The organism is Capnocytophaga sp. oral taxon 864 (genome assembly GCF_002998835.1).
Taxonomy (GTDB): Bacteria; Bacteroidota; Bacteroidia; order Flavobacteriales; family Flavobacteriaceae; genus Capnocytophaga; species Capnocytophaga ochracea.
Genome location: NZ_CP027232.1, coordinates 1,981,916 through 2,007,026, shown reverse-complemented (window position 1 = coordinate 2,007,026; position 25,111 = coordinate 1,981,916). Strand labels below are relative to the sequence as shown.

Genomic DNA, 25,111 nt, shown 5'->3' with positions numbered 1-25,111 from the left:
ACATCGCTTTTTCATCTCAAACTTTGGCAAAGTTAATAGCCCGTCGTGCTACGACTGCCTGTGCGGCTCGCACCTTTGCCAAAGTTGAATAAACTGACAATACCTCCGCTGTTTTACAAGGCGCAACCTTGATTTTGTTTAAATTTTGTTTAATTTCTGAGGCACAGCCTCATTCCTCTAACACAACCTCGCACCCCATTTACCAATTCTCTCATTCCCTAATTCCCTAATTCCCTAATTCTCTAATTCCCTAATTCTCTAATTTCCTAATTCTCTTTTCCGTCACCACATTCCCCTTTTGAAGATAGCCAGCGACAGCTTGGTATGTGCCTAGCAAGAGTGGAGTATGTGTAAAGAGGAATGTTTTCCCTAGTGCCTATGGCCTAAGGCCTAATGCCTTTTCCCTAATTTCCTCATTCTCTAATTTTCTCATTTCCTAATTATTTCATATCTTTGCACTTTCTTAACTTATTAACTTTTAATAAAACAATGGCTCGTGTATTAACAGGCATTCAAAGTACAGGTACTCCCCACTTAGGGAATATCCTCGGAGCAATCCTCCCCGCAGTGCAAATGGCATCAGACCCTTCTAACGAATCGTTTCTGTTCATCGCCGATATGCACTCCCTTACTCAAATAAAAGACGGTGCGCAACTCCGCGCCAACACTTATAGCGTTGCTGCCACTTGGTTGGCTTTCGGTTTAGATACTGATAAAGTAACCTTCTACCGCCAGAGCGATGTACCCCAAACCGCTGAACTCTCGTGGTACTTGGCTTGTTTTTTCCCTTACCAACGCCTCACCCTCGCCCATTCGTTTAAAGACAAAATGGACTACCTGCAAGACGTAAATGCTGGGCTCTTCACTTACCCTATGCTAATGGCAGCCGACATACTCTTGTATGATGCTGAGGTCGTACCTGTGGGCAAAGACCAGTTGCAACACCTCGAAATTACCCGCGATGTAGCTTCTCGTTTCAATCACCAAATGGGCGAAACTTTCGTATTGCCACAAGCTAAAATAGAGGAGAAAATAATGATTATACCAGGTACCGACGGCGAAAAGATGAGCAAGTCACGCAACAATTTCATCAATATTTTCTTGCCCGAAAAACAACTCCGCAAGCAAATAATGGCAATCCAAACCGATAGTACTCCTTTGGAAGCTCCCAAAGACCCCGATACTTGCAACGTGATGAGGCTCTACCGCCTGTTAGCTTCTCCTGAGCAAATACAAACAATGGAAGAGGCTTACCGTGCAGGAGGTTATGGCTTCGGTCAAGCCAAACAAACCCTTTACGAACTGATATTAGAAAAATTTGCTACCCCACGCGAGCGCTACGTTTACTATATGGAGCATTTAAGCGAACTCGATGCTATATTAAAAGAAGGTGCTGCCAAAGCACACCGCGTAGCCGATGAAACTTTGCGCAGGGTACGCACCAAAATAGGATATTAAAATGACAAAATTAAAAGCTGGCGTCCTCGGTGCAGGACATTTAGGAAAGATACATTTGCGATTGCTCAACCAATCCGAAAAATACGAACTCGTAGGCTTCTACGACCCCGATGAAGCAAACGCTAAAAAAGTAAGCGAAGAGTTTGGCTACAAGCGTTTCGATAGTATAGAAGCGCTCATCGCCGAATGTGATATGGTAGACGTAGTAACCCCTACCCTCAACCATTTTATGTGTGCCGAAAAGATTATCAAAGCAGGCAAACACCTCTTTATCGAAAAACCTATCGCTACTACGGTAGAAGAGGCTGAAGCTATGATTGCTCTTGCCAAAGAACACCACGTGAAAGGACAAGTAGGACACGTAGAGCGCTTCAATCCGGCTTTTATTGCCGTACGCGACCAAATTCACAACCCTATGTTCATCGAGGCTCACCGCTTAGCTGAGTTCAACCCTCGTGGTACCGATGTGCCCGTAGTGCTCGACCTAATGATTCACGATATCGATGTAATCCTAAGCGTCGTAAAATCTAAGGTGAAACACATTTCGGCAAGTAGTGCAATGGTCATCAGTCATTCCCCCGATATTACTAATGCCCGCTTGGAGTTTGAGAACGGTTGTGTAGCCAATATCACTGCCAGCCGTATCTCTATGAAGAATATGCGCAAAAGCCGTTTCTTCCAGAAAGACGCTTATATATCCGTAGATTTTTTGGAGAAAAAAGTAGAGGTAGTGAAGATGAAAGACGCCCCAGAAGTACCTGGTGATTTCGATATGATACTCCAAAATGCAGAAGGAGAGCGCCGTCAAATCTATTTTGAATACCCTGAAATACATAATAACAACGCTATCTTAGACGAGCTCGAAAGCTTTGCCAATGCCATTGTAAACGATACGACCCCTATGGTCACTCTCGAACAAGGCACCGAAGCCCTCCGGATTGCCAAGAAAATAGTAAGTTTATGAAACATATCATCACATTGCTCGCTTCTGTGGGACTCGCTTTCTCCCTAAAAGCACAATCTACTACCGATTTTAACATTAGGTACGAAACCTTTATCAAAGGGGATATCAAAATTATAGGGAATAACATTCTTAACCGTAAAGAGAAACGCAATAGCCCTAACGACCCTTATAACGACCGTAGCTCGAAAGCTAAACTCAACGACGAGTTCGATATGCAATACATCGATATCGATGCTGACCCTAATACGTTTTCATCTAGTAGTGCCAAATTCTCTTACGAAGGAACAGGCGGAAAGGTAGCTTATGCAGGTTTGTATTGGTCAGCTACCTATCCATATGCTAAGGGCACCCTAAGAGGTAATAAAAATATCCCTGTTGATTCCAATAGAGAAGACGCCAGTAGTGTACTACTGAAAATACCCGAAACCAATACCTATACCCCTATCGCTGGCGAACTCATTTACGACGGACGCACCGACGATGAGCTAAAAAACTCAGCACCTTATGTGTATTACGCCAATATCACCAATCTTTTAGCTCCGGCAACTAAAATAGAAGGCGATTATACCGTAGCCAATATAAAAGCTGCTTTAGGGCAAATAGAAGGCGGTTCGGCAGCAGGCTGGGCGTTAGTAATAGTATACGAAAACCCTGATAGCAATGTAAAGAAAATCATTACTTACGATGGCTTTTCGGCTATTACTAACGAAGCTTCCAAAACCTTTACTTTTAGTGGATTTAAAACCCCTGAGGCAGGCGACTTTAAAACGCGTATTATGGGAGTAGCCCTCGAAGGCGACTTTAATATGGCAGGTGATAATGTAGCCGTTGGTGTACCTGCCAGCGGTAAAACCTCCTCTTTGGAAAGCAAATGGCGCCCTAATCAAAACTTTTTTAGCAGTGCCATTACAAATAACGATGAGATAGTAAAAACACGCACCCCTAACAGCGAAAACACCTTAGGCTTTGATATCTTCCGTATGGATATCAAAAACGACAATCAATACCTGATTCCTAACAACACCAATTCATTAGATTTGAGTTATACACGTAGTCGCGACCGTTATTATTTGTTCCTTACCGCTTTGGAGATAGAAAATAATCCGAAGGAGATTACCCATTTACACCGTTCAACGAGAATAAGCAAACTGAAAGTCACCGATACTCAGCAGGGTTATTATGTGGTAGTGGGAGTCTTCTTAAACTTCAATAATGTAAACAAACGGGTAGAAGAAATGAAGAAATGGGGATATGATGCCCAAGTGTATTACAATAAAGACCAAGTACTAAACTACATTTATATAGCCCGTTATAATACTTATGACGAAGCTATGAAAAAGGTAGAAGAAGTACGAGAAAACACCGAAATCCCCGACCCGTGGATATTAGATGTGGCTAATTACGAAAAATAAATGTTAAACAAAGATACACAGATAGCTTTGCAGAAGGGGGAGCTCCTCCCCCTGATGGAGGCTTTTTATACCTTACAAGGCGAAGGTTTCTACAAAGGAACAGCAGCTTATTTCATTCGCTTAGGCGGTTGTGATGTGGGTTGTCATTGGTGTGATGTAAAAGAAAGTTGGCAAGCCGAAGCTCACCCCTTAGTGCCCGTAGATACCATTGTAGCCGAAGCCTTAGCACACTCCAAAACCATCATTATTACAGGGGGTGAACCACTGATGTGGAACTTAACTTTACTTACCGAAAAGCTGAGAGCAGGAGGTGCACGCACTCATATAGAGACCTCAGGAGCACACCCATTATCAGGCACTTGGGATTGGATATGCCTATCGCCTAAAAAAATAAAACGTCCCGTAGGAGACGTTCTTCAAAAAGCTAATGAGCTCAAAATGGTAATCTATAACAATCACGATTTTATTTTTGCCGAAGAAATGGCATCGCAAGTATCGCCTGAGTGCTTACTTTACCTCCAACCCGAGTGGAGCAAACGCGCTGAGGTAATGCCTAAAATTGTAGATTATGTAATGGCTCACCCTCAGTGGAAAGCCTCTTTACAAATGCATAAATACCTTGAAATTAGGTGATTAGATAATGTGATAATTAGAAAATGTGAAGCTACCCAATCATTTGCTAATTTACTAATTTTGCAAGGTAATCAAAGTTTTCTCCTTCGGCGATGAGTTCGCATTGTAAGCCTACTGAAATTGCTACGTTTTGTAAAGTGTTGTAATCTACATACATCCAGGGGAAAGGTTTCTCTTTCTGTCCCTTGTACTTTACCACGTAATCTACCTCTCCGTAATAATCGAAATAGAGCGGTATATCATAACTGCCATCGGGGTTCTCATCGAACATATAGATAATATCAGAAGAATCGGTGAGGATTTGTCCGTGTGGCGCTAAGAGTGTTTTCAGATGAGCATAAAAAACGCCCATTTGTTTCAATCGTCCGCACATACCTGCGCCATTCATCAGTAAGAGAATGGTGTCGTAATGCCCTGTTGTTTCCAATACATTCTGCACTTTGGCGTTGCGTAAACCTCTCAACAGGCACGCCTCAATAGCATTAGGCGATAGGTCGATAGAATGTACTTCAAGCTGACGCTGATTCTGCAAATAGAGTCCGTGAGAGCCTGCTCCGCACCCCACTTCCAATACTTTACCTTTCGCCATTTGTAGAGCTTTTTGCTCTAACGCAGGCATCTGTTCAAAGGAGCGAAACAAATAAGGCAAGGGCAATACATCTTCTTCGGAAATGGTAGTTTCCGTTTTAATATCTTCGGTGTATTGCCCTTGCTGATAATCTAAAATAGCTTGTCCGAATAAGTCTTTCATTAGTTATCCCATTCTAATAAACGGCGTTCGCCTTCAATTGTTTTTATATCGGTAATATCTTGCGACATTTCAATCACGCCTTTGTAGTTCTTTTCTTTATCGCGCACTGCAAAATAACGCACATAGATAAGGCGACCGCGATAATTGAACCAGAAATTAGCTTCGTTTTGAGTACCTGCTTTAAAGTTCTCTACGATTTTAAGCACCGTGCCCACGCTCTTAGGAGGATGACAGAACTTCACTTCGCGCCCTATAATACCGGCACTGCGAGGGAATACGCGTTCTTCGCCACGGTTGTAGAAAATCACGCGGTCGTGTTCATCTACAAAAGTGATATCAATAGGGAGGGTTTTGAGCAAGAGGTTTACCTGTTCAACAGTCATATAACCCTCGTCGTAATGCGTAGCATCGTCGCTAAACTGCACATCGGTGCGGCGTTCCGTATCCATTGAAGGGTGTACATACACAGGCTCGCCGGGGTTGCTATTAGGGTAAGGTGCAGGTGCTTCTTTCAGCATCCAACCTATTTCCTCTTCGCCTTTGCGCATTTCAATCCAATCTTCTTCGGTGAGCAACTGCAAAGCATTAGGAAAGAGAATATTCGCTTCTACATTTAGCAAACGACCCAAGTTATCTTCGATATAGCGCACATTGGTTTGCGCCGCATCAAGGTCTTTTTCTTCTAAGTTTTTGCGTACCAAACGGAAGATATCGCGAATGGTATCGTGGAAAGACCACATATTCTGTGAAGGATTCGTCCAACCGCGTTTTTCCAAGAAAGGGAAGAGCTGGTTTTCTTTGCGAGCAAAGTGTTTTTCTACCGTTGCCAAATGATTAAACACGTTGTAGAATTTCTGATAATCGGTATGAGGGTCTATGCTGAGCAACTCGTCCATAAGTGAGTAAATAAGTTCAGCTTCAAGCATATAGGTATGCACGGGGTGTCCTGCAGGTAAAGTTTGTTCCATAAATGATTTTATTTTAGGACGCAAAGGTATGAAATAATTAGGAAATTAGAAAATTAGAGAATTAGATACGAGCCGTACAGGCAGTCGTAGCACGACGGGCGGGAAATTAACAAGTGAGAGAATTAGCTAATGAGTAGTGAAAAATTTTTTTTTGATAAGTCAGACTTATCGAACAAATCGGACAGGTTAGAGGTATAACGATAACTCTTCCTTATCAATCTGGGAATTCTAGTTTTAATTGTATGTACATCGGCTTCTTTACTTCTTCTTTTTCGGGTTCGTTGTTGAGGTGAGAAAGCGAGATACCTAAGAGTCGTACTGATTCGGCAGGGCGTTCTTGATAGAGCAGTTCTTTGATGTGCAAGAGTATGTCGTCTTTACTACTTATGAAATCTTTAAGGGTTTTACTGCGCGTTTGCACCGTAAAGTTACTGTATTTGATTTTCAGGGTAACGGTTTTGCCAGCTACTTGCTGTTTGTCGAGACGACGGGCTACGTCTTCGGCTATATAGTCGAGTTCGCGTAGCATATACACCTCGCTGGTAAGGTTCTCGGGAAAAGTTTCTTCTGCACCTACTGATTTGCGTATTCTGAAAGGTTGTACCTCACTGCGGTGAATGCCTCGTGAGAGTTCGTAGTAATAATTGCCACTATTGCCAAAATTCCGCTCTAAGAACTCCAATGATTTCTCGCGCAAGTCCTTTCCTTTAAATATCCCCAGCTGGTACATCTTCTCGGCTGTTACTTTGCCTATGCCGTAGAACTTGCGCACATCGAGTCTGTCTAAAAAATCTTGCACTTCGGCTTCGGTGATGGTGGTTTGTCCGTTGGGCTTACGGTAGTCGCTAGCGATTTTAGCGATAAACTTATTTACCGAAATGCCTGCCGAAGCAGTGAGTCCGGTTTGTTGGAAGATGCGTTGGCGAATCTCTTGGGCGATAAGGGTAGCCGAAGGGTTGCCCTTTTTGTTTACGGTTACGTCTAAGTAAGCTTCATCAAGGGAAAGAGGTTCGACCAAATCAGTATATTCGTGAAAAATAGCACGTATTTGCATCGATATTTGCTTGTAGCGCTCGAATCGAGGTTTTACAAAAATGAGATGTGGGCACAGTTTGCGCGCTTGCGCCCCGCTAATAGCACTGCGCACCCCAAACTTGCGCGCCTCGTAGCTGGCAGTAGCTACCACACCGCGTGGTTCCCCTCCGCCTACTGCAATTGCTTTCCCACGCAGTTCGGGGTAGTCGAGCTGTTCTACCGAAGCATAGAAGGCGTCCATATCGATATGTATGATTTTTCTGTTCAAGGGATTAGGATTCAGTAATTAGATTGCTTCAAACCTCTTGCCTGGAAGAGGTTTTATCACTCCTTTGATTTCCATTTGAAAGAGGAGATTGGAGAGTTGGTAGATGGGCATTTGGCACCCCAAGGCGAGCTCGTCTAAACTTTGTTTGCCATTGGCTTTGAGAAATGCGCTAATAGTTTCTTCCTCAGGAGAAAGAGTTACAAAAAGTTCTTGCTGTACGGCTTTTGGGGCTGGGGTATCCCAACCTAATTGGTAAATGAGGTCTTTGGCTGAAGTGAGTAGGCTTGCTTTACCGTTGCGTATCAGTTCATTGCACCCCATACTATACAGGTCGGTGGTGCGCCCTGGCACGGCAAATACTTCGCGATTGTAGGAAAAAGCTATGTCGGCAGTGACTAAGCTACCGCCTTTTAGTCCCGACTCAACAACTACGGTCGCCTGTGAAAGCCCTGCGATAATGCGATTACGACTGAGGAAATTCTTTCTATCGAACGGACTTTGGCTACTGAAATCGGTGATGAACCCGCCGTTTTCTTCCATTGCCTCACAATACTTACTATGAGCAGCGGGGTAGATAGTATTGAGTCCGTGGGCAAGACAAGCCACCGTTTGTAGGCGGTGTTTCATCGCTGCCTTATGGGCGGTAATATCTACTCCGTAGGCATACCCACTGACGATTACCACATCTAACGAGGCGAGTTCTTCGATGAGTTTTTCGCAAAAAGCTGTGCCATAGCTGGTAATATTGCGAGTGCCTACAATGCTGAGCAGTCGTTTATTTTGCAAGTGGATATTTCCTTTTTGGTAAAACAGTATTGGGCTGTCTACACATTGTTTGAGTGAGGAGGGATACTGTTCATCGGTATAGGTTATAATACTGATGTTTTGCTTTTGAGTGAATTGCAATTCGGTTTCTGCTTCGTGCAAACACCGAGCACTGAGTATGTTTTGAGTAATCTTAGAGCCAATACCTGTTACCTTCTCTAAGGCACTTTTGGGTTGAGCGAATACGTTTTGAGCACTTCCAAAGTGGGAAATGAGTTTCTTGGCAGTTATATCGCCTATGAGAGGGATTTTCTTTAAGGCAATAAGATACAACAAATCGTCTTTCATAATAAAGTATTAATGCGTAGTGCAAAGGTATAAATATTTTTTGAAATGGATATAATGGGAGAAAGGCCACAGGCCATAGGCCTTAGGCACTAGGGGTGATAGGGATTAGAAAATTTGGAAATGAGGAAATGAGGGAGTGTGAGGCCTTAGGGCATAGGCAATAGGCCTTAGGGATAACATCCCCCTCTCACATACTCCGCTCTCGCGGACTTCCCTTCAAAGGGGGAATGTAGCGACGGAAAGGCGTTAGGCTTTAGGAGGAATGTGGGGACGGTGATTGTACACGAATGTTTTTGTAATATTCTCTCTTTAAAATAAAAAAAGAAGTATATTTGCGGGCTTTTGCGTATTTAACTGTATTTGGCTTTGAAACATTTGGTATACGACAGTACTTTTGAGGGGTTCCTCACAGCAGTATTTGCTGTTTTTGAGTATCGTTACAACGAGGTGACTATTGTAGCGAGACATCGGTTTGCGCCTTTGCTTTTTGGCGAGGAGGAAACGGTGTATACCGATGCTAATAAAGCGCAACGGGTGCTTACCAAAATAGAACTGTGCTGGGGTAAAGAAGGGGTGGCGATTGTGCTAAGAGCTTTCTTATCGGAAGAAACACATATGGAAGACTACTTATTGGAGGCTATTAGACTGATGGTGAAATACCCTGAGGGGAAAGTGTTGGAGAACTTTGCCCATAGGGCTATTGCTTCTATACGCAAAGCGGCTAAGAGTGTGGGACGTGAAGTGCACCGAATGAAAGAGTTTGTGCGCTTTGAAAAGGTAGACGAACTTTACTTTGCCAAAATAGTACCTGAGTATGACGTGTTGCCACTGGTTGTTCCTCATTTCAAAACGCGTTTTTCTGACCAACAGTGGGTACTTTACGACCCTGAACGGGGTTATGGTTTTATTTACAATCTGCACGAGGTGTTGCCTTTTACTCCTGCGGATAAGCATTTTGGAGTGCTTACTCCGGCTACTGCTGATGCTTATAAAACGCTTTGGAAGACTTATTTTCAGCATATTAACATAGCCGAGCGCAAGAATGCGAAATACCAACTGAGGAATATGCCGAAGCGCTATTGGCAGTATTTACCGGAAGTGTAATTTAGTTTCTTTCAAAATAATTTGTGTAGTTCGACTCTATTTACTACTTTTGCCACCGTTAAAAAAGAGTTGAGGACTTAGGCCCTAGGCATTAGGAGGGGAATGAGGAAATTAGAAAATGAGAGAATTAGAAAATGAGAAAATGGGGGAAGTAACTTTTTTGGAACATCAACTTTGCCAAAGTTTGAAACTTTGGCAAAGTGTATGCCCCTAAAAGTGAGACTTCTGAGCTATCGGAAGGAAACGAAGATTTTCAGAAAGAGACTAAGAGGTTTTTTGATGAAAAAAGGGTGTAAGAAGGGTGTGAGTAGCTTATAGAGAGCTTATAGGAAGCTTATACGAATCTTGGACGATTGGTATAGAAAGGGTATATAAATAGTTGATTCATACTATAATACAACAAGTCTAAAAATGTTAAAAACAGGGTTTCGAGGCGAAAGAAAAGGGAAGAGGTGATAGACCTTAGGCCATAGGCACTAGGAGGGAGTGTGACGGGAAAGAGAATTAGTAAATTAGAAAATTTGGAGATTAGCAAATTTGTGAGAGGAGTTTAGTGAGTGTGTGGTAGTGGAAAAGGGATTGAAAGATAGTTTTTTGACCTGTCGGACTTATGAGAGGAGTGGGACGAGAGCGATGACTTTATTAATGTATATAAGAGGTATTGTTTACCAATAAGACTGTTTATGAAAAAATATGTAATAGCGTGGGGGTTCTTCCTCTGCTGTTTTGTGGGCGCTTTCGCCCAAATGATTAGTGTATCGGGCAAAGTAACCGATGTGACAAACCACCCTTTGGAAGGAGCAGCAGTAGTGGTTAAAAATGACAACATACTGCTATCTATGGGAACCCTTACCGATATCAAAGGGGAATTTCGAATTTCTGCAAAAGCAGGAGAAGTGATAAGGATTTCGTACTTAGGTATGAAATCTCGTGAATTTACCGTTTCGGCTGAACAACCTTTCTTAAAAGTGCATTTGGAACCGGAGATTATCACTTTAAGTTCTACCGATGTAGTAGCTACGGGCTACCAAAATCTTCACAAAGAGCAAACTACTTCGGCTTATACCAAAATAAGGACAGACCAGCTCAACCGTCAGCTTAATAGAACCGTACAAGAAGCTATTGAGGGACAAATAGCAGGTGTGCGCTTTACAAAAGACCCTTTTACAGGGAAAGAGGTGCCTATACTGCGCGGGGTAGGTACTTTTTCGGGCAATGTGGGCTATTCGCCTTTGGTGGTGATTGACGATATCCCTACCGATACGCCATTAGAAGATATCAACCCCAAAGATATCGAGTCGGTAACGGTACTGAAAGACGCTGCTGCGACGGCTATCTACGGGGTGCGCGCTGCCAATGGGGTGATTGTGATTGTTACCAAAAAGGGCTTGCAGAATGGTTTGCGTATAAACGTGCATACGGACCTGTTCTATACTTTCAAACCCAATATGAGCCGTATGCGCTACGCTTCGACGTCCGACCTTATTGACCTCGAAACGGCTTTCTACCAAAGCAAATTGGCTGATAGCAATGGCAATGTAGATGACCTTTTTGCTTCCTACGGAGAAATTGGGGGCAGGCAAACAGTAAGGTATTACTCGCCTCTCTTCCAGCTATACCGCGACCAAGCCAAAGGAAAACTCAGCCAGCAAGAGGTGAATAGTACGCTTAACGAGTGGCGCAACCGCGATTACCTTCGCGACTTCAAGCGTTATGTGTGGCAACCTATCATCAGCAAACGCTACAATATAAGCGTAGAAAGTGGTAATAACCGGAGTCAGAATTACGCTTCGCTACAATATGAAGACACCGATGAGCGCATCGTTACCGAAAAGACGCGCGCTCTCAACCTTTATTTAAAAAACACTTACCAGCTCACGCCTTGGCTAAAAAGCACCATAGGGGTGAATGGCAGATATACCGCTGTTGATGCCGTAGCTGAACAAGTGCGGAACTTGTATACCGATTACTTAAAGCAACCGCGTTACACTCGGCTATTGGGAACGAATCCGTATGCGGGTTTTAATTTAGTAGCCCCCATAAACGGACATATTTTAGAACAAATTGCGGGCAACGATGCTTTCCGCTCGTATAGCTTCAATTTATTGGAATCGATAGCGCAAGAACATCAAAAACAGTACAACCTCAGTTTGCGTCCGTTTGCAAATCTGCAAGTATCTATCCTCAAAGGTTTGCAATACCAAAGCTATTTTCAATATGAATTAAACACTCACAACAGTGAAACTTTCTTTGGCAAAGACACTTATTATATGCGTTTGCGCCACAACCAATTGGTAAAACAAGATGCTACTACTCAAAAATTCTCTTCTGAACTACCCGAAGGCGGTTATTACGAACAGGAGAAAGGGCAGACACAGCATTATACCTTCCGTCAGCAATTGGATTTCAATCGCACTTTTGCGGAGGCACACAATGTGACAGCGCTATTGGGCTTCGAGATGCGTCAGCACTACACCCCGCGCAATACTAAGGAAATGCAATATGGTTACGACGAGCAAACGCTCTCCTTCCCTACCCTGAACTGGAAAGACCTCTACAATCCTGGTGTTACTACCTATCTCTACGGCAGGCAGTCGCTATCGCTGAGCCGTAATCAGCAAAGCGAAACCAAACACCGCTTTATCTCTTTTTATAGCACGTTGGGCTATTCATACCATCAGAAATACAACCTCACAGGGAGTGTGCGCGTAGACCAAGCTGATATGTTTGGGGCAGACCCCAAGTACAAATACCGTCCGCTATGGTCAGTAGGCGGTAGCTGGAATTTGCATCGTGAAGATTTCTTCTATGGTAATGTGGTAAACTTGCTAAAACTGCGCCTTACCTATGGTGTAAGTGGTAATGTAGACCAAACTACTACGCCTTTCTTACGCGGACGTTTGCTTACCGATGTGCGAGGCGCTTACCCTAGCCAACAGTATTTACAGTTCAACGATACCGATTTACCTAACCCTAAATTACGTTGGGAAAAGACTGAAACCACCAATTTAGGTATTGACTTCGGTATGTGGTATTGGCTCTCAGGAAGTATCGACCTTTATCGTCGTTACAGTTCCGACCTTTTGGTACTGACCGAACTCGACCCTACCGTAGGTGCTCAAAGACGACTCATCAATAACGGAGCTTTACTGAACAAAGGAATAGAAGTGAGTTTGAATGCTACACGTGAGTTAGCCAAAGATTTGCAACTTACTGTAAGAACTACTTTTGCCTACAACAAAAATACCATTGAGAAAGTGAGTAGCAAGCCTTCTAATGCTGTGGAATACGCTCGTAACCCCTTGCGTTATTACAAACAAGGAGACGACTTTAACTCGCTTTATGCCTATCGGTACAAGGAAACCACCAATGGCTACCCTATTTATTTAGACGAAAACGGCAACCCTAATACCACTTTCGACGCCAATGGTGTGCCCACTATTAAAGATATCAAAAGCGAAGATGCCCTCGTAAGATTAGGAACGATGAACCCCACCTTTAACGGAGCCCTTAGCTTGCAACTGCGCTATAAGGCTTTTGAGCTAGGTACGATGTTTATATATGCGGGTGGACATAAACTTCGCAAAGACACTTATTCCATCAATCAAGAAAGCGAAACCCATCGCGATATTACCCAACGTTGGACAGCTACAAACCCCACCGATATGCCCCGTATGTCGTTCGACTATCCAGCCACTTTGAGACGCACTGCTAATACGGTGAATACTCTTTGGCAACTCGGTGACAATCACGTGGTAAACGCCGATTATATCAAATGGCGCAATGTGTTATTTTCGTGTTATATTCCTAAAAACATTTGCGAGAAATTGCGCTTACAAGAAGCTAAAATCACCGCTCAGCTCAACAACCTACTCACTTGGTGTGCTGCTGGCGACGATATAGACCCCGAAACCTATCACCTCAACTCTGGAAGACGCGCTCTACCCGTAGCAACAGCTGCGTTTTTCGGTATATCATTTAGTTTTTAGCCAGCCGTAGTAGCCGTAGCACGGCAGGCAAGCAGTTTGTATACCTTAATTATTTTACAATGAAAAGAATTGCAACCATCATATTCATAGCCCTGTTTCTCAGCGCTTGCGACAAATACACCGACCTCACGCCCAAAGGTGAAAAGATTATCAACACCGCCGAGGAATACTACGATTTGGTAGTACTCCCCACTAAAAACTACCCTCCTTTTAACTTCCGCACTCTGGTAGACGACAATTGGGTTAAGGAGAGTAGTATCATCGGTAAGACACCCGACCTGAACAGCATCAACTTCTATTACGAAGAAAGTGCCCCACGTGCCGATTACATCGAGTCGTCTCCCTTTTATAACAATGTATACAGCTATATAGGTAGGTGGAATATGATTATTACTACCGTTGATAATGCCAAAGGCGATGCCTCACTAAAAGCACGTGCCAAAGCCGAAGCGCGCTTGCTAAGAGCTTTTGATTATTTTATGCTGGTAAACGTCTATGCCAAAGGCTACGACCCTACCACAGCAGCTACCGATGGTGGTGTGTGCCTAATGCGTGAATTCGACTTAGAAACTCACCCTACCAAAGCTACCGTAAAAGAAGTGTATGACTTTATTCAAGAAGATATCGAGGCGGCGTTGCCCCTTTTGCAAGAACACCCTGTGAATGTATATCACCCCTCATTAGCTTTTGGCTATGCCTTGAAAGCCAGAGTGCACCTATTCAGAAGAGAATATCAGCAGGCATTAGTGGCAGCCCAAAAGAGTCTGTCGTACAACAACCAACTGATAGATATGGTGGCTTATGAGGCGAATCCTACCCCTATCACAGTAGATAAAAACCCCGAAGTGCTCAACTTAGCCTATATGAACGGACATACCGAGATGAACATTTGGTACATCTACCCCGTGAGTCCTGAGTTTTGCAACCTTTTTGATACCGAAAACGATATGCGGTTCAAGCTCTTCTTCAATAAGAACCACCGTTATAACGATAAAGGTTCGGGTACTGCCAACTGGGATATGCTCGCCACTAAGTTCTTCTACCCTACCGTAGGAATGAAAACAGGTGAGATGTACCTTACTTTAGCCGAGTGCAAAGCGCGCTTAGGCAACCTCAGTGGGGCGATGCAAACCGTAAATATCCTCCGTAGCAAACGCATAAAAGGCAGTGGTGCGACCCTCGCTACCCCTGCTACTACTGAGGAGACCGTAAAACTCATCATCGACGAGCGCCGTAGAGAGCTCGCTATGGGCTTTAATCGCTTTTTCGATTTAAAACGATTGAACACCGAGAGTGCTTATGCCAAAACCTTGCAACGCACCTTCCCTCTGGTGAATACCACCGTACCGCAACGCACCTATACCCTGCCTCCCAATTCGCCTATGTACATCGTTCCCTTTCCTAAGGACGTAATGGAGAAGAACCCATCGCTTACACAGAATTATTAATCAAAATAACGACAACTGCCCACCGAAAAGCTCCTTATGCTTGTTGTGGCTATTAGCGATAAGCAAATGGCGAAGTTTGGCGGGCTCCATACTGCCTGCCAACGGCGTAGCCCCGCTACAAGTGATGAAGTATTTTGCTCTGTTTAAGGTTACCCCTATCTGTTTGAGCGAGTAATACGTGAGCTTCTGAAAAGTACGCGCTGCAAGTATCTTCTGTACCGACCGTACTCCCACCCCTGGAACGCGCAAGAGCATTTCACGCGGAGCCGTGTTCACATCTACGGGGAAAAGATGAGGGTGACGCAATGCCCACGCTAATTTAGGGTCTATCTCCAAATCGAGGAACGGTTGCCGAGCATCTAAAATCTCATCAGGAGCAAAGCCGTAGTAACGCATCAACCAATCGGCTTGGTATAGGCGGTTTTCTCTCACTATGGGCACTTGGCTGTGGATAGACGGTAACCTACTGTCCTGCAATACCGGCACATAACCCGAATAATACACTCGCTTCATTTCAAGCTTATCATACATATAGCTGGCAACCTTTATAATCTTATGGTCGGTTTCGTCAGTCGCGCCTATAATCATTTGGGTGGTCTGTCCGGCAGGCACAAACTTAGGCGTATGCTTAAACTTCTTCTTTTCAAGCGAATGCATTGCCAACTCGTTCTTCACCTGTTGCATCGGGGTAAGCATCTGCCGGTGGTCTTTCTCTGGCGCAAGCAGTTTCAACCCCTCTTTGGTAGGTATTTCAAGATTAACGGACAGACGGTCGACATAAAGTCCTGCTTCGTGAATCAGTTCTTCGCTTGCCCCAGGTATTGTTTTTAGGTGAATATAACCGTTAAAGCGCTCTTCTGTCCGCAACTTCTTAGCCACACGCACCAATCGTTCCATCGTAGTATTAGGGTCTTTGAACACTCCCGAACTCAAAAACAGCCCCTCGATGTAATTCCGTCGGTAGAAATTAATAGTAAGGTCTACCACTTCCTGCACACTAAAAGCAGCGCGCTGTATATCGTTACTGCGTCGCGACACACAATAAATACAATCGTAGATACAGTGGTTCGTAAGTAAGATTTTGAGCAAAGAAATACACCTGCCGTCCTCAGTAAACGAGTGGCAGATACCGAAGTTCGCAGCGTTGCCCAATTCACCTTTCACCGCCTTACGAGCACTCCCACTACTCGAGCAAGACACATCGTATTTGGCTGCATCAGCAAGGATAGCTAGCTTTTCTTTGATACGTTCAAAATCCATTTAATTTATTTTAGCATAACGAATCACGAGTGCAAATATACTGCTTTATTCTGAGATAAACAAGAAAAAATAATAAGCAAAAGAACTCGCCAATTTCACAAGGTGAAGCCTAGATTTTTATTCAGCTTTTATAACGTAAACCATACTTCTTTAAAGGTTTAATTTCTCTCGCCCAACCCAAAATAAAACCTCTTAAATACCCTCCTTTTCTTCAAAAGTTGTATCTTTGCCAAAAATTCTTAGTTTTCTGCTTAAAATGAAGATTGCTATTTATATACGTCAGTACTCCGAGGAAAACGAAGCCATTCTCAATGAGCTTTTTACCCTTCTATTGCCCTCCGATAAGGTGTTTATAGAACGCGAAATCCTCAGCGACCTCAACGATCGCTCCGAGCAATTCCTCAAAGCAAAATCTTTTGCTTCCTTCGAAGACCTCAACTCCTCTTACGATGTAATGCTCACTATTGGTGGCGACGGCACATTGCTCAAAGGGGTTACTTATGTACGAAACCTGCAAATCCCCATTCTCGGTATCAATGCAGGACGCTTGGGCTTTTTGGCAAATGCACATAAAGACGACCTGAAAAACGTACTAACACAACTCCGCGAACGAAATTACAAAGTAGTAGAACGCTCCGTTATCGAAGCCGTTTACGCCGATACAGGCGAACCCGTAGCCCCTGTGAACTTCGCTCTGAACGAAATAACCTTTACTCGTAAAGATACCGCCTCTATGATTACTATCGATACTGAACTCAACGGCGATTTCCTCTCCTCCTATTGGGCTGACGGGCTCATCATTTCCACCCCCACAGGCTCCACAGGCTACTCTCTTAGCTGTGGCGGACCTGTAATACTCCCTACCGCCAAAAACTTTGTGATTACCCCCATCGCCCCTCACAACCTCAACGCGCGCCCGCTGGTAATCCCCGAAGATACCGAAGTAAAACTCACTGTATCAGGCAGAGAAAAGAAGTTTTTAATGTCGCTCGACTCACATATCAAGCCCATTGCTAACAAACACTCCATTATAGTCCGTAAAGCTCCCTTTGTCGTGAAAATGATACGCCTCGACGGAGACAGCTTTATAAACACCCTGCGCTATAAACTACTCTGGGGTGAAGACCGACGTAACAAGTAACTAGAAAAATGAAAGGATATATTTTCGACTTAGATGGTGTGCTCGTCGACACCGCAAAATACCACTATATCGCGTGGAAAACCATCGCCAAAGAATTCAATTTTGAGCTCACTCCTCAGCATAACGAACAACTGAAAGGCATCGGGCGTGAAGTCTCCTTGCACCAAATCCTCCAATGGGCAGGCAAAACACTCTCCGAAACCGACTTTACCGATACCGCCTTGCGCAAAAACAAATTGTACTTAGAGCAAATCAGTAGTATCGATAGTTCCGAGTTACTCCCTGGTGTGTTAAACTTCTTACAGCTCCTCAAAGCCCATCACAAAAAGATAGCCTTGGGCTCCGCAAGCCGTAATGCCCGTTTAGTGTTGGAGCGCACCGGCATTCTCCCCCTATTCGATGCTATTGTCGATGGCACAATGGTAAGCAAAGCCAAACCCAACCCCGAAGTATTCCTCAAAGCCGCCGAAGGTTTAGGGCTTCCCCCTGCTGATTGTTGCGTATTCGAAGACGCTCCCGCAGGCGTACAAGCCGCCAAAAGTGCCGGAATGAAAGTAATAGGAGTCGGCAATCCCAAAGTCCTTAAAGCCGCCGACACCGTAATTCCCAACTTTTTAAATATGAAGATATAAGCACCCAATGTAGCTAATAGTTGGAGAAGTCTCTCAGAGCCTCTCCAACTAATTTCCTAATTTTCTATTTTTCTAATTTGCTAATTCTCTAATTATCCCTTCCCTTTTCCGTCATATACCCCCTAGTGCCTATGACCTAAGGCCTATCACCTCTTCTCTTTTTTTTCGTCTCGAAACCCCGATTTTAACATTTTTAGCCTTGTTGTATTATATTATTAATCAATAATTTATATACCCTTTCTATACCAATCGTCCAAGATTCGTATAAGCTTCCTATAAGCTCTCTATAAGCTAACCCCACCCTCCTTATACCCTTTTTCCGCCAAAATCTCTCCCTCCCTTCTTTGAATCTCTCCGTTTCCTTCCGAATGCTCCTAACAGTCCCAACACATCGCTTTTTCATCTCAAACTTTGGCAAAGTTTTAAACTTTGCCAAAGTTGAATAAACTAACAATACCTCCGCTGGTTTACAAGGCGTAGCTTTGATTTTGTTTAAAATTTGTTTAATTTCTGAGGCACAGCCTCATTCCTCTAACTCAACCTCGCACCCCATTTACCAATTCTCTCATTTCCTAATTTCCTAATTTTTACCGCTCTTTTGGCATTTTTGGTATTATCAGTATTATTCCCTATCTTTGCACCATAAATAAACAAACTAATGGAAAACAACAGACAAAAGAAAATAGCAGGCATTATTCAAGAAGAATTAGCCAAAGTGTTGCAGCAATCCATACGCGATGCAGGGCAACAAAACCTACTCATCTCGGTAACCAAAGTAAATGTAACCGTCGATTTATCAGTAGCCAAGGTGTACCTCAGTGTATTTCCAGAAGCAAAGGCAGCTGAGGTGCTCAAAGGCGTAACCTCCAATGCGCCCCTCATCAAGCACGAACTGTCGCAAATCACCAAACACCAATTCCGTCGTATGCCCGAGTTGTATTTTTATATCGACGATTCTTTGCAATATATCGAAGGCATCGAGCAATCCCTCAAAGAGGAAGAAAACCCCATCGAAAACCGAGACTTGCTCTACAAAAGAAAAATGACGTAAAAATATTAAAAATAAAAGTTTGCTAATTTAACCTGCAAAAAATGGAAAACCAAAAAGGAGAAATCTTATTCTATCAGCGAGAAGATGGTTCAGCCCAAATAGATGTAAGACTCGAAGAGGATACCGTATGGCTTACACAACAATTAATGGCTGAGCTTTTTAACACTTCCAAACAAAATATAAGTTTACACATTCAGAATATATTTGAAGAAGGAGAACTTATACCCGATTCAACTGTCAAGAAATTCTTGACAGTTCAAAAGGAAGGTACCCGAGATGTTAGAAGACCCTCAAAGGCAATGGAGGAGGTGATTCTATAGAGTTTAAAAGTATTGGAGAAAAACACAGCTAAATTATTAAAGAAATAAAATGCTTTTAAAACAATTATTACAAGAGAAAGAAACAAAGCTAAAGGGCGGTATTTATCACCGCACTCAAATAGATTTTTGCTATAATTCCAATCATATAGAAGGTAGCCAGCTCACACACGAGCAAACGCGCTATATTTTCGAAACCAATACCATTGGCATTACAGAACAAGCGGTAAAAATTGATGATATTCTCGAAGCTATTAATCATTTTAAGGCTTTTGATGCAATGTTGGAATGCGCTACTGAACCTCTTACCCAAGAGATGATTAAAACCTTTCACGGCATTCTCAAAGCAGATACTTCCGATAGCAATAAAGATTGGTTTGCCATAGGCGACTATAAAAAACTACCTAACGAAGTAGGAGGCAATGCCACCACTCTACCTGAAAATGTAGAACAGGAAATGACCGCTTTGTTAGTCGATTACCACCAAAAACAAACCAAAACCTTTCGCGATTTGGTCGATTTTCATTGGCGTTTTGAAACCATTCACCCCTTTCAAGACGGCAACGGACGCATAGGGCGTTTGTTGCTCTTTAAAGAATGTTTAGCTAACAACATAGTGCCTTTTATCATTACCGAACAACTCCGTTGGTTCTACTATCGCGGGCTACAAAATTGGCAACAAACAGAAGGCTTTTTGCTCGACACTTGCTTAACAGCACAAGATGAGTACAAGGCAGTAATGGCGTATTTTAGAATTTGCTAATTCCCAAATTTTGCCATTTTGCTAATTACTCCATACCTTTGCACTTTTCATTAACCACTAACCATTAATCACTAATCATTAACAATGACTTCAATTTTCTATATAGCAAGGCGTTATATGTTCGCCAAAAGTTCGCAGAACGTTATCAACATCATCAATAGGGTTACGGCTTTTGTGGTGGTGTTGGGTGGTGCTGCCCTCTTTATTGTGCTCGCCGGCTTCGCAGGTCTCAAAAACTTTACGCTTTCCTTCTCCTCTACTTTCGACCCCGACCTAAAAGTGTTTCCTAAAACAGGCAAATACCTATCACTCACCAATCAAGATACGCTCAAATTAAGCCAACTCTCATCGGTAGCACACTTTACCAAAGTGTTAGAGGAACAGGTGTTTCTCACTCACAACCAAAAAAACCACATCGCCTATATCAAGGGAGTAGATGCTGAGTACCCCAAAGTAAACGATGTCGATAGTATCCTCGTGCTAGGCAATTGGGAGCTCTCACCTCCTAGTGTGATAGTGGGCGCTACTATTTTCAATAATCTCGGTTTAAATCTCCTCGATGGTTCTTCCCCTCTACAAATAGTAGTTCCCAAAGCAGGCAAAGGCAGTATCCTAAACGACCCTATGCCCTACCGTCAAGCCTTTTCAGTAGTACAAGGCATCTACCAACTCACGGAAGAATTAGATAAGAAATACGTATTTTCATCATTAGACGAAGCCCAATTCTTATTGGGGTTAAGTAAGGGGCAAGTCTCAGCGATAGAAGTGAAATTAGCTCCAAATGCTGATGAAAAGCAAGTTGCCGAACAGCTCTCACAACTCTTTCAAGAGCCTGTAGTAGTCAAGAATCGCGCACAGCTAAACGATGCACTTTACCGTATGCTCAATACCGAAAATATAGCGGTGTATCTGATTTTCATCTTGGTGCTCATCATTGCGCTTTTCAACCTCGTAGGTGCTATCATTATGATGATACTCGACAAGAAAGACGACCTGCAAACGCTCTATGCGCTCGGTATGAACGAAAAACAAATGCGACAGATATTCTTTTGGCAAGGCACTATGGCATCGGTAATCGGCGCTCTGATAGGTATTGCCTTAGGCGTTGCGGTAGTCCTTTTACAACAACATTTCGAGTTTGTAATGATAAGCCCTACCTTAGCCTACCCTGTCGCTATTACTCCTTTAAATGTACTCATTGTATTGGCTACCATTGTAGTTTTGGGCGTTTTAGCCTCATTAGTAGCTTCCTCACGGGTACGAGTAAAATAAAAGGAAACAAGAGACCTTCTTTTTTTGGCGCAATTATTGCAGGACAATCACACACCCACTGATTTTTGAAAATGAATTTAATAATAGACGAAGGTAATACGTCCATAAAAGTAGCACTGTTCAAAAAAGGAATACAAACATTCTTTCTTTCCTTTGTCAAAGAGGGTTTTCAAGAATCTTTTTTAAGCAAAGTACCTTTAAACGAGGTAACTCATTGCATCATCGCTTCGGTGGTAACTGGGGTTAAAGAGCGTTTCTCTTTCTTAGAACAACTCTTGCCAGATGTGTTATACCTCACAGCTGAAACCCCTGTGCCTTTCGTCAATAAGTATGCAACCCCTCACTCGTTAGGTATCGACCGTTTGGCTCTGGTAGCAGGTGCGGTGACACGTTTCCCCAACCGCAACGTACTCATCATCGATGCGGGTACCTGCATTACTTTCGATATAGTTACCGATAGAAAAGAGTATCTTGGGGGAGCTATCGCCCCAGGCATAGCAATGCGCCTAAAAGCGATGCACCATTTCACTTCCAAACTGCCATTAGTATCCGAACAGTTTTTTGATACTGAACAGTTTATAGGAAATACTACCGAAAGCTGTATGCTCTCAGGTGTCTATCACAATGTGGTGTGCGAAATCGAGGGAGTGATTAAAAAATACGAAGCAAAATTCCCTTCGCTTATCTCTATTTTAACAGGGGGTAATCAAAATTATTTGCAAGAAAGAATAAAAAATCAGATATTTGCAGGCTCATACGTGTTGCTTGAGGGGCTCAATGCCATCTTAGAATATCAAACAAAAGAAGGAGAGGCACACGTTACTAATATTGGATAAATATTTATGAACAAGAAACTAATCACACTTATTAGTGCTTTATTTACAACCGTTTACGTGAGTTTTGCGCAACAAACTACTGAGTCGCCTTACTCTTTTTACGGAGTCGGTGAACGCAATTTTAACGGTATAGCCGAGGAAAGTGCTATGGGCGGAATTGGTATTTATGCCGATTCTACTCGTATCAATATGCAGAATCCTGCCTCACTTTCGCACTTAAAATTCACCGCTTTTTCAGCCGGATTTACAATGCAAAGCAAAAATATTGTTACAAATGAAACAAAAATAGGTACTAAATCCTCCGCCTTCGATTATTTTACACTCGGGTTCCCTATTCTCGAAAACTTTGGGGTATCGTTTGGGTTGGTGCCTTACTCATCGGTAGGTTATAAACTGAAGCACACCACAAGCGAAACAGTAAACCAGTTTGAAGGAAAAGGAAATGTGAATCAGTTTTTTCTTTCCTCTGGGGTAAAGATATTCGGCGGATTCAGTTTAGGAGCTTCTTTCCGTTATAACTTTGGAACCATTGATATGACCGACCTCTTGCAACAAAAAGATGTACAATTCTATACCCAAGAGTTTAGCAAATCACGCCTAAAAGGAGGTGCTTTTAACTTAGGTTTGTATTACGAAGAGACTTTGAAACACCGCTTGCGTTTGTATACCTCATTGGTATATACACCGCAAAGCAAACTGTCTTCTGAAAACCAACGCAATATCTCTACCTTAGGTTATGTAACAGGGAACAACAGGCGTTCCGCACCACAATTGGCAATACGCGAAACACGTGCTTTAGATTTAGAAGCCTTAGGGCTCAAAAACACCTCACTTACCTTGCCCACTCAAATAGAGTTTGGATTAGGTTTAGGAGAACACCAAAAATGGTTTACAGGGATTGAGTATACCTATGCCAATACAAAAGCATTTTCAAATCCGTTCCTTACTACCACCAATGTCAGTTATACCGACGGATACAAAATAGCCTTAGGAGGTTTTTGGATTCCTAACTACAATTCCTATTCAAGTTACTGGAAAAGAGTAACCTACCGTATAGGTTTGCGCTATGAAAATACAGGAATTGTGCTCAATAATCAAAACATAAACGACTTTGGCACGTCTTTTGGACTTAGTTTACCCGTAAAAGGATTTTCAAATCTTACCCTTGTGGGAGAATACGGCATAAGAGGTACTACCTCAGCCAATTTAGTAAAAGAAAATTATTTCAACTTAAAAATAGGTTTCACTTTAAACGATAAGTGGTTCCAACGAACAAAATATCAATAAAAAACAAACAAAGAATGAGAAGAAGAATTTTATTAGCCACAGTAGTTGCAAGTTTCTTTTATGCTACCTATGCACAAGCACAAGATTGCAAAAACAACGAAGAATTAAAGCAAAAACTCTCTATATTTAGTGAGTATGCCAAAGCCAAAAATTACAAAGAGGCTTATCCTGTATGGAAGGAAGTATATACCCAATGCCCTTCTTTACACTATGCTACCTTTGCCTATGGCGAACGCATCTTGCAAGACAAAATGAATACAACCACAGGTGCTGAAAAGACTCAAAATGCCAAAGAATTGTTACAACTCTACACCGATTATAACAAAACATTCCCTACACGTCTTTCAGCTACTGAAATGCGTATTCGTCAAGCCCTTTTGATGTTCGATGAAAAAATAGGAACAGATAAAGAGATTTACGACCTTTTGCACAAAGCCTTTACCGAAGATAAAGCTAACTTTAAAAACGAAAAGGCTCTGTATTTGTACTTCTCTGAATTGGTTTCTTTACACGAAAAAGGACAAAAAGAATTGCAAGAAGTATTTGATGCTTATGACAACGTATCCGATAAAATTCAAGACGAAAAGAATGAACTTTCTGAAACTATCAACAAGTATTTAGCTCAAGAAGAAGCAGGTACTCTTAGCGAAAAGGACAAAAGGCTCTTGGACGGTTGTCGTAAACGCGTAGATAACTACGAAACTATTGCAGAGAGTGTAGATGCTAAACTCGGTCAGCTTGCTGATTGTAAAAACCTTATTCCTCTTTACACCAAGAACTTTGAGGCAAATAAGAACAATGAAGAATGGTTACGCCGTGCAGCAGGTAAAATGTCAGATAAAGATTGTACCAAAGACCCTCTATTCGTGAAAATCGTAACCTCATTGCACAACGTTAAACCGTCAGCAAACTCAGCTTACTATTTAGGGGTAATGAATGATAAAGCAGGAAATTCTGCCAAAGCTATTCAGTATTACAATGAGTCAGTGAACTTAGAGACAGATAACTTTAAGAAATCAAAATTACTCATTCGTATCGCCTCTAAACACAGCAAAGCACAAGCGGTTGCCTATGCTCAAAAAGCACTTTCTTACAACCCTTCAAACTCCGACGCTTATCGTATTATGGCACACGCCTACGCAAGCTCAGCTAATGAATGTGGTAGTACTCCTTTTGAAAAAAGAGCCGTTTATTGGTTAGCTGCCAAAACTGCTCGTAAAGGAGGTTTGGAAAGTTTAGCTGCTCGTTACGATGCTTTAGCTCCTTCAAAAGTAGATGTATTTGAATCTGGTTTAGCAGGTAAAAACATTACTTTTAAATGCTGGATAGGACAATCTATCACAGTGCCACGTTTGTAAGTAATATAGTGATAAAAAATATAGCATTATCCGTAGAAATGATATAAAATC

The 25,111-nt window shown here is 42.6% G+C and carries 21 protein-coding genes; 16 read left to right on the top strand and 5 right to left on the bottom strand.

All coding sequences use genetic code 11. The features are described 5' to 3' along the window. The first annotated feature begins 489 nt into the window (after positions 1–489). Genes trpS through C3V44_RS08900 form a run of 4 tightly spaced genes read left to right on the top strand, consistent with a single transcriptional unit; the run spans position 490 to position 4,467 of the window. On the top strand, positions 490–1,458 hold the full coding sequence (gene trpS, locus C3V44_RS08915; protein WP_053581230.1) for a tryptophan--tRNA ligase: 969 nt from the start codon (positions 490–492) through the stop codon (positions 1,456–1,458). 1 nt (position 1,459) lies between these two features. After that, positions 1,460–2,422 (top strand): Gfo/Idh/MocA family protein, encoded by a 963-nt coding sequence (locus tag C3V44_RS08910; protein ID WP_002674080.1) that lies wholly within the window; start codon positions 1,460–1,462, stop codon positions 2,420–2,422. Continuing rightward, a complete protein-coding gene (locus C3V44_RS08905) occupies positions 2,419–3,834 on the top strand; it encodes an SPOR domain-containing protein (protein ID WP_106096215.1) in 1,416 nt (471 codons plus the stop codon). The genes C3V44_RS08910 and C3V44_RS08905 overlap by 4 nt, the downstream gene beginning before the upstream one ends. Further along, complete coding sequence (locus tag C3V44_RS08900) at positions 3,835–4,467, top strand: 7-carboxy-7-deazaguanine synthase QueE (protein ID WP_106096214.1); 633 nt, start codon at positions 3,835–3,837, stop codon at positions 4,465–4,467. It begins immediately after the preceding gene. A gap of 46 nt (positions 4,468–4,513) precedes the next feature. On the opposite strand, the gene C3V44_RS08895 is transcribed toward C3V44_RS08900, so the two are convergent. The 4 genes from C3V44_RS08895 to dprA all read right to left on the bottom strand — a co-directional run bounded on the left by C3V44_RS08895 (position 4,514) and on the right by dprA (position 8,602). After that, positions 4,514–5,218: a bifunctional 2-polyprenyl-6-hydroxyphenol methylase/3-demethylubiquinol 3-O-methyltransferase UbiG gene (locus C3V44_RS08895; RefSeq protein WP_106096213.1), complete on the bottom strand. Its 705-nt coding sequence runs from the start codon at positions 5,216–5,218 to the stop codon at positions 4,514–4,516. Next, positions 5,218–6,186: a DUF438 domain-containing protein gene (locus tag C3V44_RS08890; protein ID WP_106096212.1), complete on the bottom strand. Its 969-nt coding sequence runs from the start codon at positions 6,184–6,186 to the stop codon at positions 5,218–5,220. Before C3V44_RS08890 ends, C3V44_RS08895 begins: the two co-directional genes overlap by 1 nt. 214 nt (positions 6,187–6,400) lie before the next feature. Further along, positions 6,401–7,462 carry a DNA polymerase IV gene (gene dinB / locus C3V44_RS08885; protein ID WP_254425426.1) on the bottom strand — a complete coding sequence of 354 codons (1,062 nt, stop codon included), beginning with the start codon at positions 7,460–7,462 and terminating at the stop codon, positions 6,401–6,403. 45 nt (positions 7,463–7,507) lie between these two features. After that, positions 7,508–8,602, bottom strand: coding sequence for a DNA-processing protein DprA (gene dprA, locus C3V44_RS08880; RefSeq protein ID WP_016478239.1), 1,095 nt, complete (start codon positions 8,600–8,602; stop codon positions 7,508–7,510). 360 nt (positions 8,603–8,962) lie between these two features. Here dprA and C3V44_RS08875 point away from each other — a divergent pair, with 360 nt between their 5' ends. From C3V44_RS08875 to C3V44_RS08860, 3 genes are all read left to right on the top strand, one after another. Beyond that, complete coding sequence (locus C3V44_RS08875) at positions 8,963–9,706, top strand: TIGR03915 family putative DNA repair protein (RefSeq protein ID WP_084667229.1); 744 nt, start codon at positions 8,963–8,965, stop codon at positions 9,704–9,706. A 683-nt stretch (positions 9,707–10,389) separates the two neighbouring features. Next, positions 10,390–13,695: a SusC/RagA family TonB-linked outer membrane protein gene (locus C3V44_RS08865; protein WP_106096209.1), complete on the top strand. Its 3,306-nt coding sequence runs from the start codon at positions 10,390–10,392 to the stop codon at positions 13,693–13,695. A 59-nt stretch (positions 13,696–13,754) separates the two neighbouring features. Then, entirely contained in the window at positions 13,755–15,143 is a 1,389-nt protein-coding gene (locus tag C3V44_RS08860; RefSeq protein ID WP_106096208.1) for a RagB/SusD family nutrient uptake outer membrane protein, read from the top strand. Here the strand turns inward: C3V44_RS08860 and C3V44_RS08855 are convergent, their stop codons facing one another. Further along, the gene (locus tag C3V44_RS08855) at positions 15,144–16,403 is read right to left on the bottom strand and encodes a putative DNA modification/repair radical SAM protein (RefSeq protein WP_106096207.1); all 1,260 of its coding nucleotides are present in this window, start codon (positions 16,401–16,403) and stop codon (positions 15,144–15,146) included. It abuts the gene before it with no gap. Between the two features lie 256 nt (positions 16,404–16,659). Between C3V44_RS08855 and C3V44_RS08850 the strand changes: the two genes are divergently transcribed. The 9 genes from C3V44_RS08850 (at position 16,660) to C3V44_RS08805 (ending at position 25,060) form a co-directional block, all read left to right on the top strand. Continuing rightward, a complete protein-coding gene (locus tag C3V44_RS08850; RefSeq protein WP_002674060.1) occupies positions 16,660–17,544 on the top strand; it encodes an NAD kinase in 885 nt (294 codons plus the stop codon). An 8-nt stretch (positions 17,545–17,552) separates the two neighbouring features. Further along, positions 17,553–18,176: a beta-phosphoglucomutase gene (gene pgmB, locus C3V44_RS08845; protein WP_106096206.1), complete on the top strand. Its 624-nt coding sequence runs from the start codon at positions 17,553–17,555 to the stop codon at positions 18,174–18,176. Positions 18,177–18,834: 658 nt separating this feature from the next. After that, on the top strand, positions 18,835–19,227 hold the full coding sequence (rbfA, locus tag C3V44_RS08835; RefSeq protein WP_002674172.1) for a 30S ribosome-binding factor RbfA: 393 nt from the start codon (positions 18,835–18,837) through the stop codon (positions 19,225–19,227). Between the two features lie 41 nt (positions 19,228–19,268). Then, positions 19,269–19,547 carry a virulence protein gene (locus C3V44_RS08830; RefSeq protein WP_106096205.1) on the top strand — a complete coding sequence of 93 codons (279 nt, stop codon included), beginning with the start codon at positions 19,269–19,271 and terminating at the stop codon, positions 19,545–19,547. Positions 19,548–19,596: 49 nt separating this feature from the next. After that, positions 19,597–20,307 (top strand): Fic family protein, encoded by a 711-nt coding sequence (locus C3V44_RS08825; protein WP_053581214.1) that lies wholly within the window; start codon positions 19,597–19,599, stop codon positions 20,305–20,307. Between the two features lie 117 nt (positions 20,308–20,424). Then, positions 20,425–21,579, top strand: coding sequence for an FtsX-like permease family protein (locus tag C3V44_RS08820; protein WP_009409984.1), 1,155 nt, complete (start codon positions 20,425–20,427; stop codon positions 21,577–21,579). Positions 21,580–21,650: 71 nt separating this feature from the next. Beyond that, positions 21,651–22,415 carry a type III pantothenate kinase gene (locus tag C3V44_RS08815; protein WP_106096204.1) on the top strand — a complete coding sequence of 255 codons (765 nt, stop codon included), beginning with the start codon at positions 21,651–21,653 and terminating at the stop codon, positions 22,413–22,415. 6 nt (positions 22,416–22,421) lie between these two features. Next, the gene (locus C3V44_RS08810) at positions 22,422–23,702 is read left to right on the top strand and encodes a hypothetical protein (RefSeq protein WP_106096203.1); all 1,281 of its coding nucleotides are present in this window, start codon (positions 22,422–22,424) and stop codon (positions 23,700–23,702) included. Between the two features lie 14 nt (positions 23,703–23,716). Next, positions 23,717–25,060: a hypothetical protein gene (locus C3V44_RS08805; RefSeq protein WP_106096202.1), complete on the top strand. Its 1,344-nt coding sequence runs from the start codon at positions 23,717–23,719 to the stop codon at positions 25,058–25,060. Positions 25,061–25,111: the final 51 nt, after the last annotated feature.

Bases quoted from the DNA above. Each gene is read 5' to 3' on its own strand.
- pgmB (WP_106096206.1), top strand. From the start codon at position 17,553: ATGAAAGGATATATTTTCGACTTAGATGGTGTGCTCGTCGACACCGCA.
- dprA (WP_016478239.1), bottom strand. From the start codon at position 8,602: ATGAAAGACGATTTGTTGTATCTTATTGCCTTAAAGAAAATCCCTCTC.
- C3V44_RS08890 (WP_106096212.1), bottom strand. From the start codon at position 6,186: ATGGAACAAACTTTACCTGCAGGACACCCCGTGCATACCTATATGCTT.
- C3V44_RS08900 (WP_106096214.1), top strand. From the start codon at position 3,835: ATGTTAAACAAAGATACACAGATAGCTTTGCAGAAGGGGGAGCTCCTC.
- C3V44_RS08830 (WP_106096205.1), top strand. From the start codon at position 19,269: ATGGAAAACCAAAAAGGAGAAATCTTATTCTATCAGCGAGAAGATGGT.
- rbfA (WP_002674172.1), top strand. From the start codon at position 18,835: ATGGAAAACAACAGACAAAAGAAAATAGCAGGCATTATTCAAGAAGAA.
- C3V44_RS08860 (WP_106096208.1), top strand. From the start codon at position 13,755: ATGAAAAGAATTGCAACCATCATATTCATAGCCCTGTTTCTCAGCGCT.
- C3V44_RS08910 (WP_002674080.1), top strand. From the start codon at position 1,460: ATGACAAAATTAAAAGCTGGCGTCCTCGGTGCAGGACATTTAGGAAAG.
- C3V44_RS08810 (WP_106096203.1), top strand. From the start codon at position 22,422: ATGAACAAGAAACTAATCACACTTATTAGTGCTTTATTTACAACCGTT.
- C3V44_RS08825 (WP_053581214.1), top strand. From the start codon at position 19,597: ATGCTTTTAAAACAATTATTACAAGAGAAAGAAACAAAGCTAAAGGGC.
- trpS (WP_053581230.1), top strand. From the start codon at position 490: ATGGCTCGTGTATTAACAGGCATTCAAAGTACAGGTACTCCCCACTTA.
- C3V44_RS08820 (WP_009409984.1), top strand. From the start codon at position 20,425: ATGTTCGCCAAAAGTTCGCAGAACGTTATCAACATCATCAATAGGGTT.
- dinB (WP_254425426.1), bottom strand. From the start codon at position 7,462: ATGGACGCCTTCTATGCTTCGGTAGAACAGCTCGACTACCCCGAACTG.
- C3V44_RS08895 (WP_106096213.1), bottom strand. From the start codon at position 5,218: ATGAAAGACTTATTCGGACAAGCTATTTTAGATTATCAGCAAGGGCAA.
- C3V44_RS08850 (WP_002674060.1), top strand. From the start codon at position 16,660: ATGAAGATTGCTATTTATATACGTCAGTACTCCGAGGAAAACGAAGCC.
- C3V44_RS08815 (WP_106096204.1), top strand. From the start codon at position 21,651: ATGAATTTAATAATAGACGAAGGTAATACGTCCATAAAAGTAGCACTG.
- C3V44_RS08855 (WP_106096207.1), bottom strand. From the start codon at position 16,403: ATGGATTTTGAACGTATCAAAGAAAAGCTAGCTATCCTTGCTGATGCA.
- C3V44_RS08865 (WP_106096209.1), top strand. From the start codon at position 10,390: ATGAAAAAATATGTAATAGCGTGGGGGTTCTTCCTCTGCTGTTTTGTG.
- C3V44_RS08805 (WP_106096202.1), top strand. From the start codon at position 23,717: ATGAGAAGAAGAATTTTATTAGCCACAGTAGTTGCAAGTTTCTTTTAT.
- C3V44_RS08905 (WP_106096215.1), top strand. From the start codon at position 2,419: ATGAAACATATCATCACATTGCTCGCTTCTGTGGGACTCGCTTTCTCC.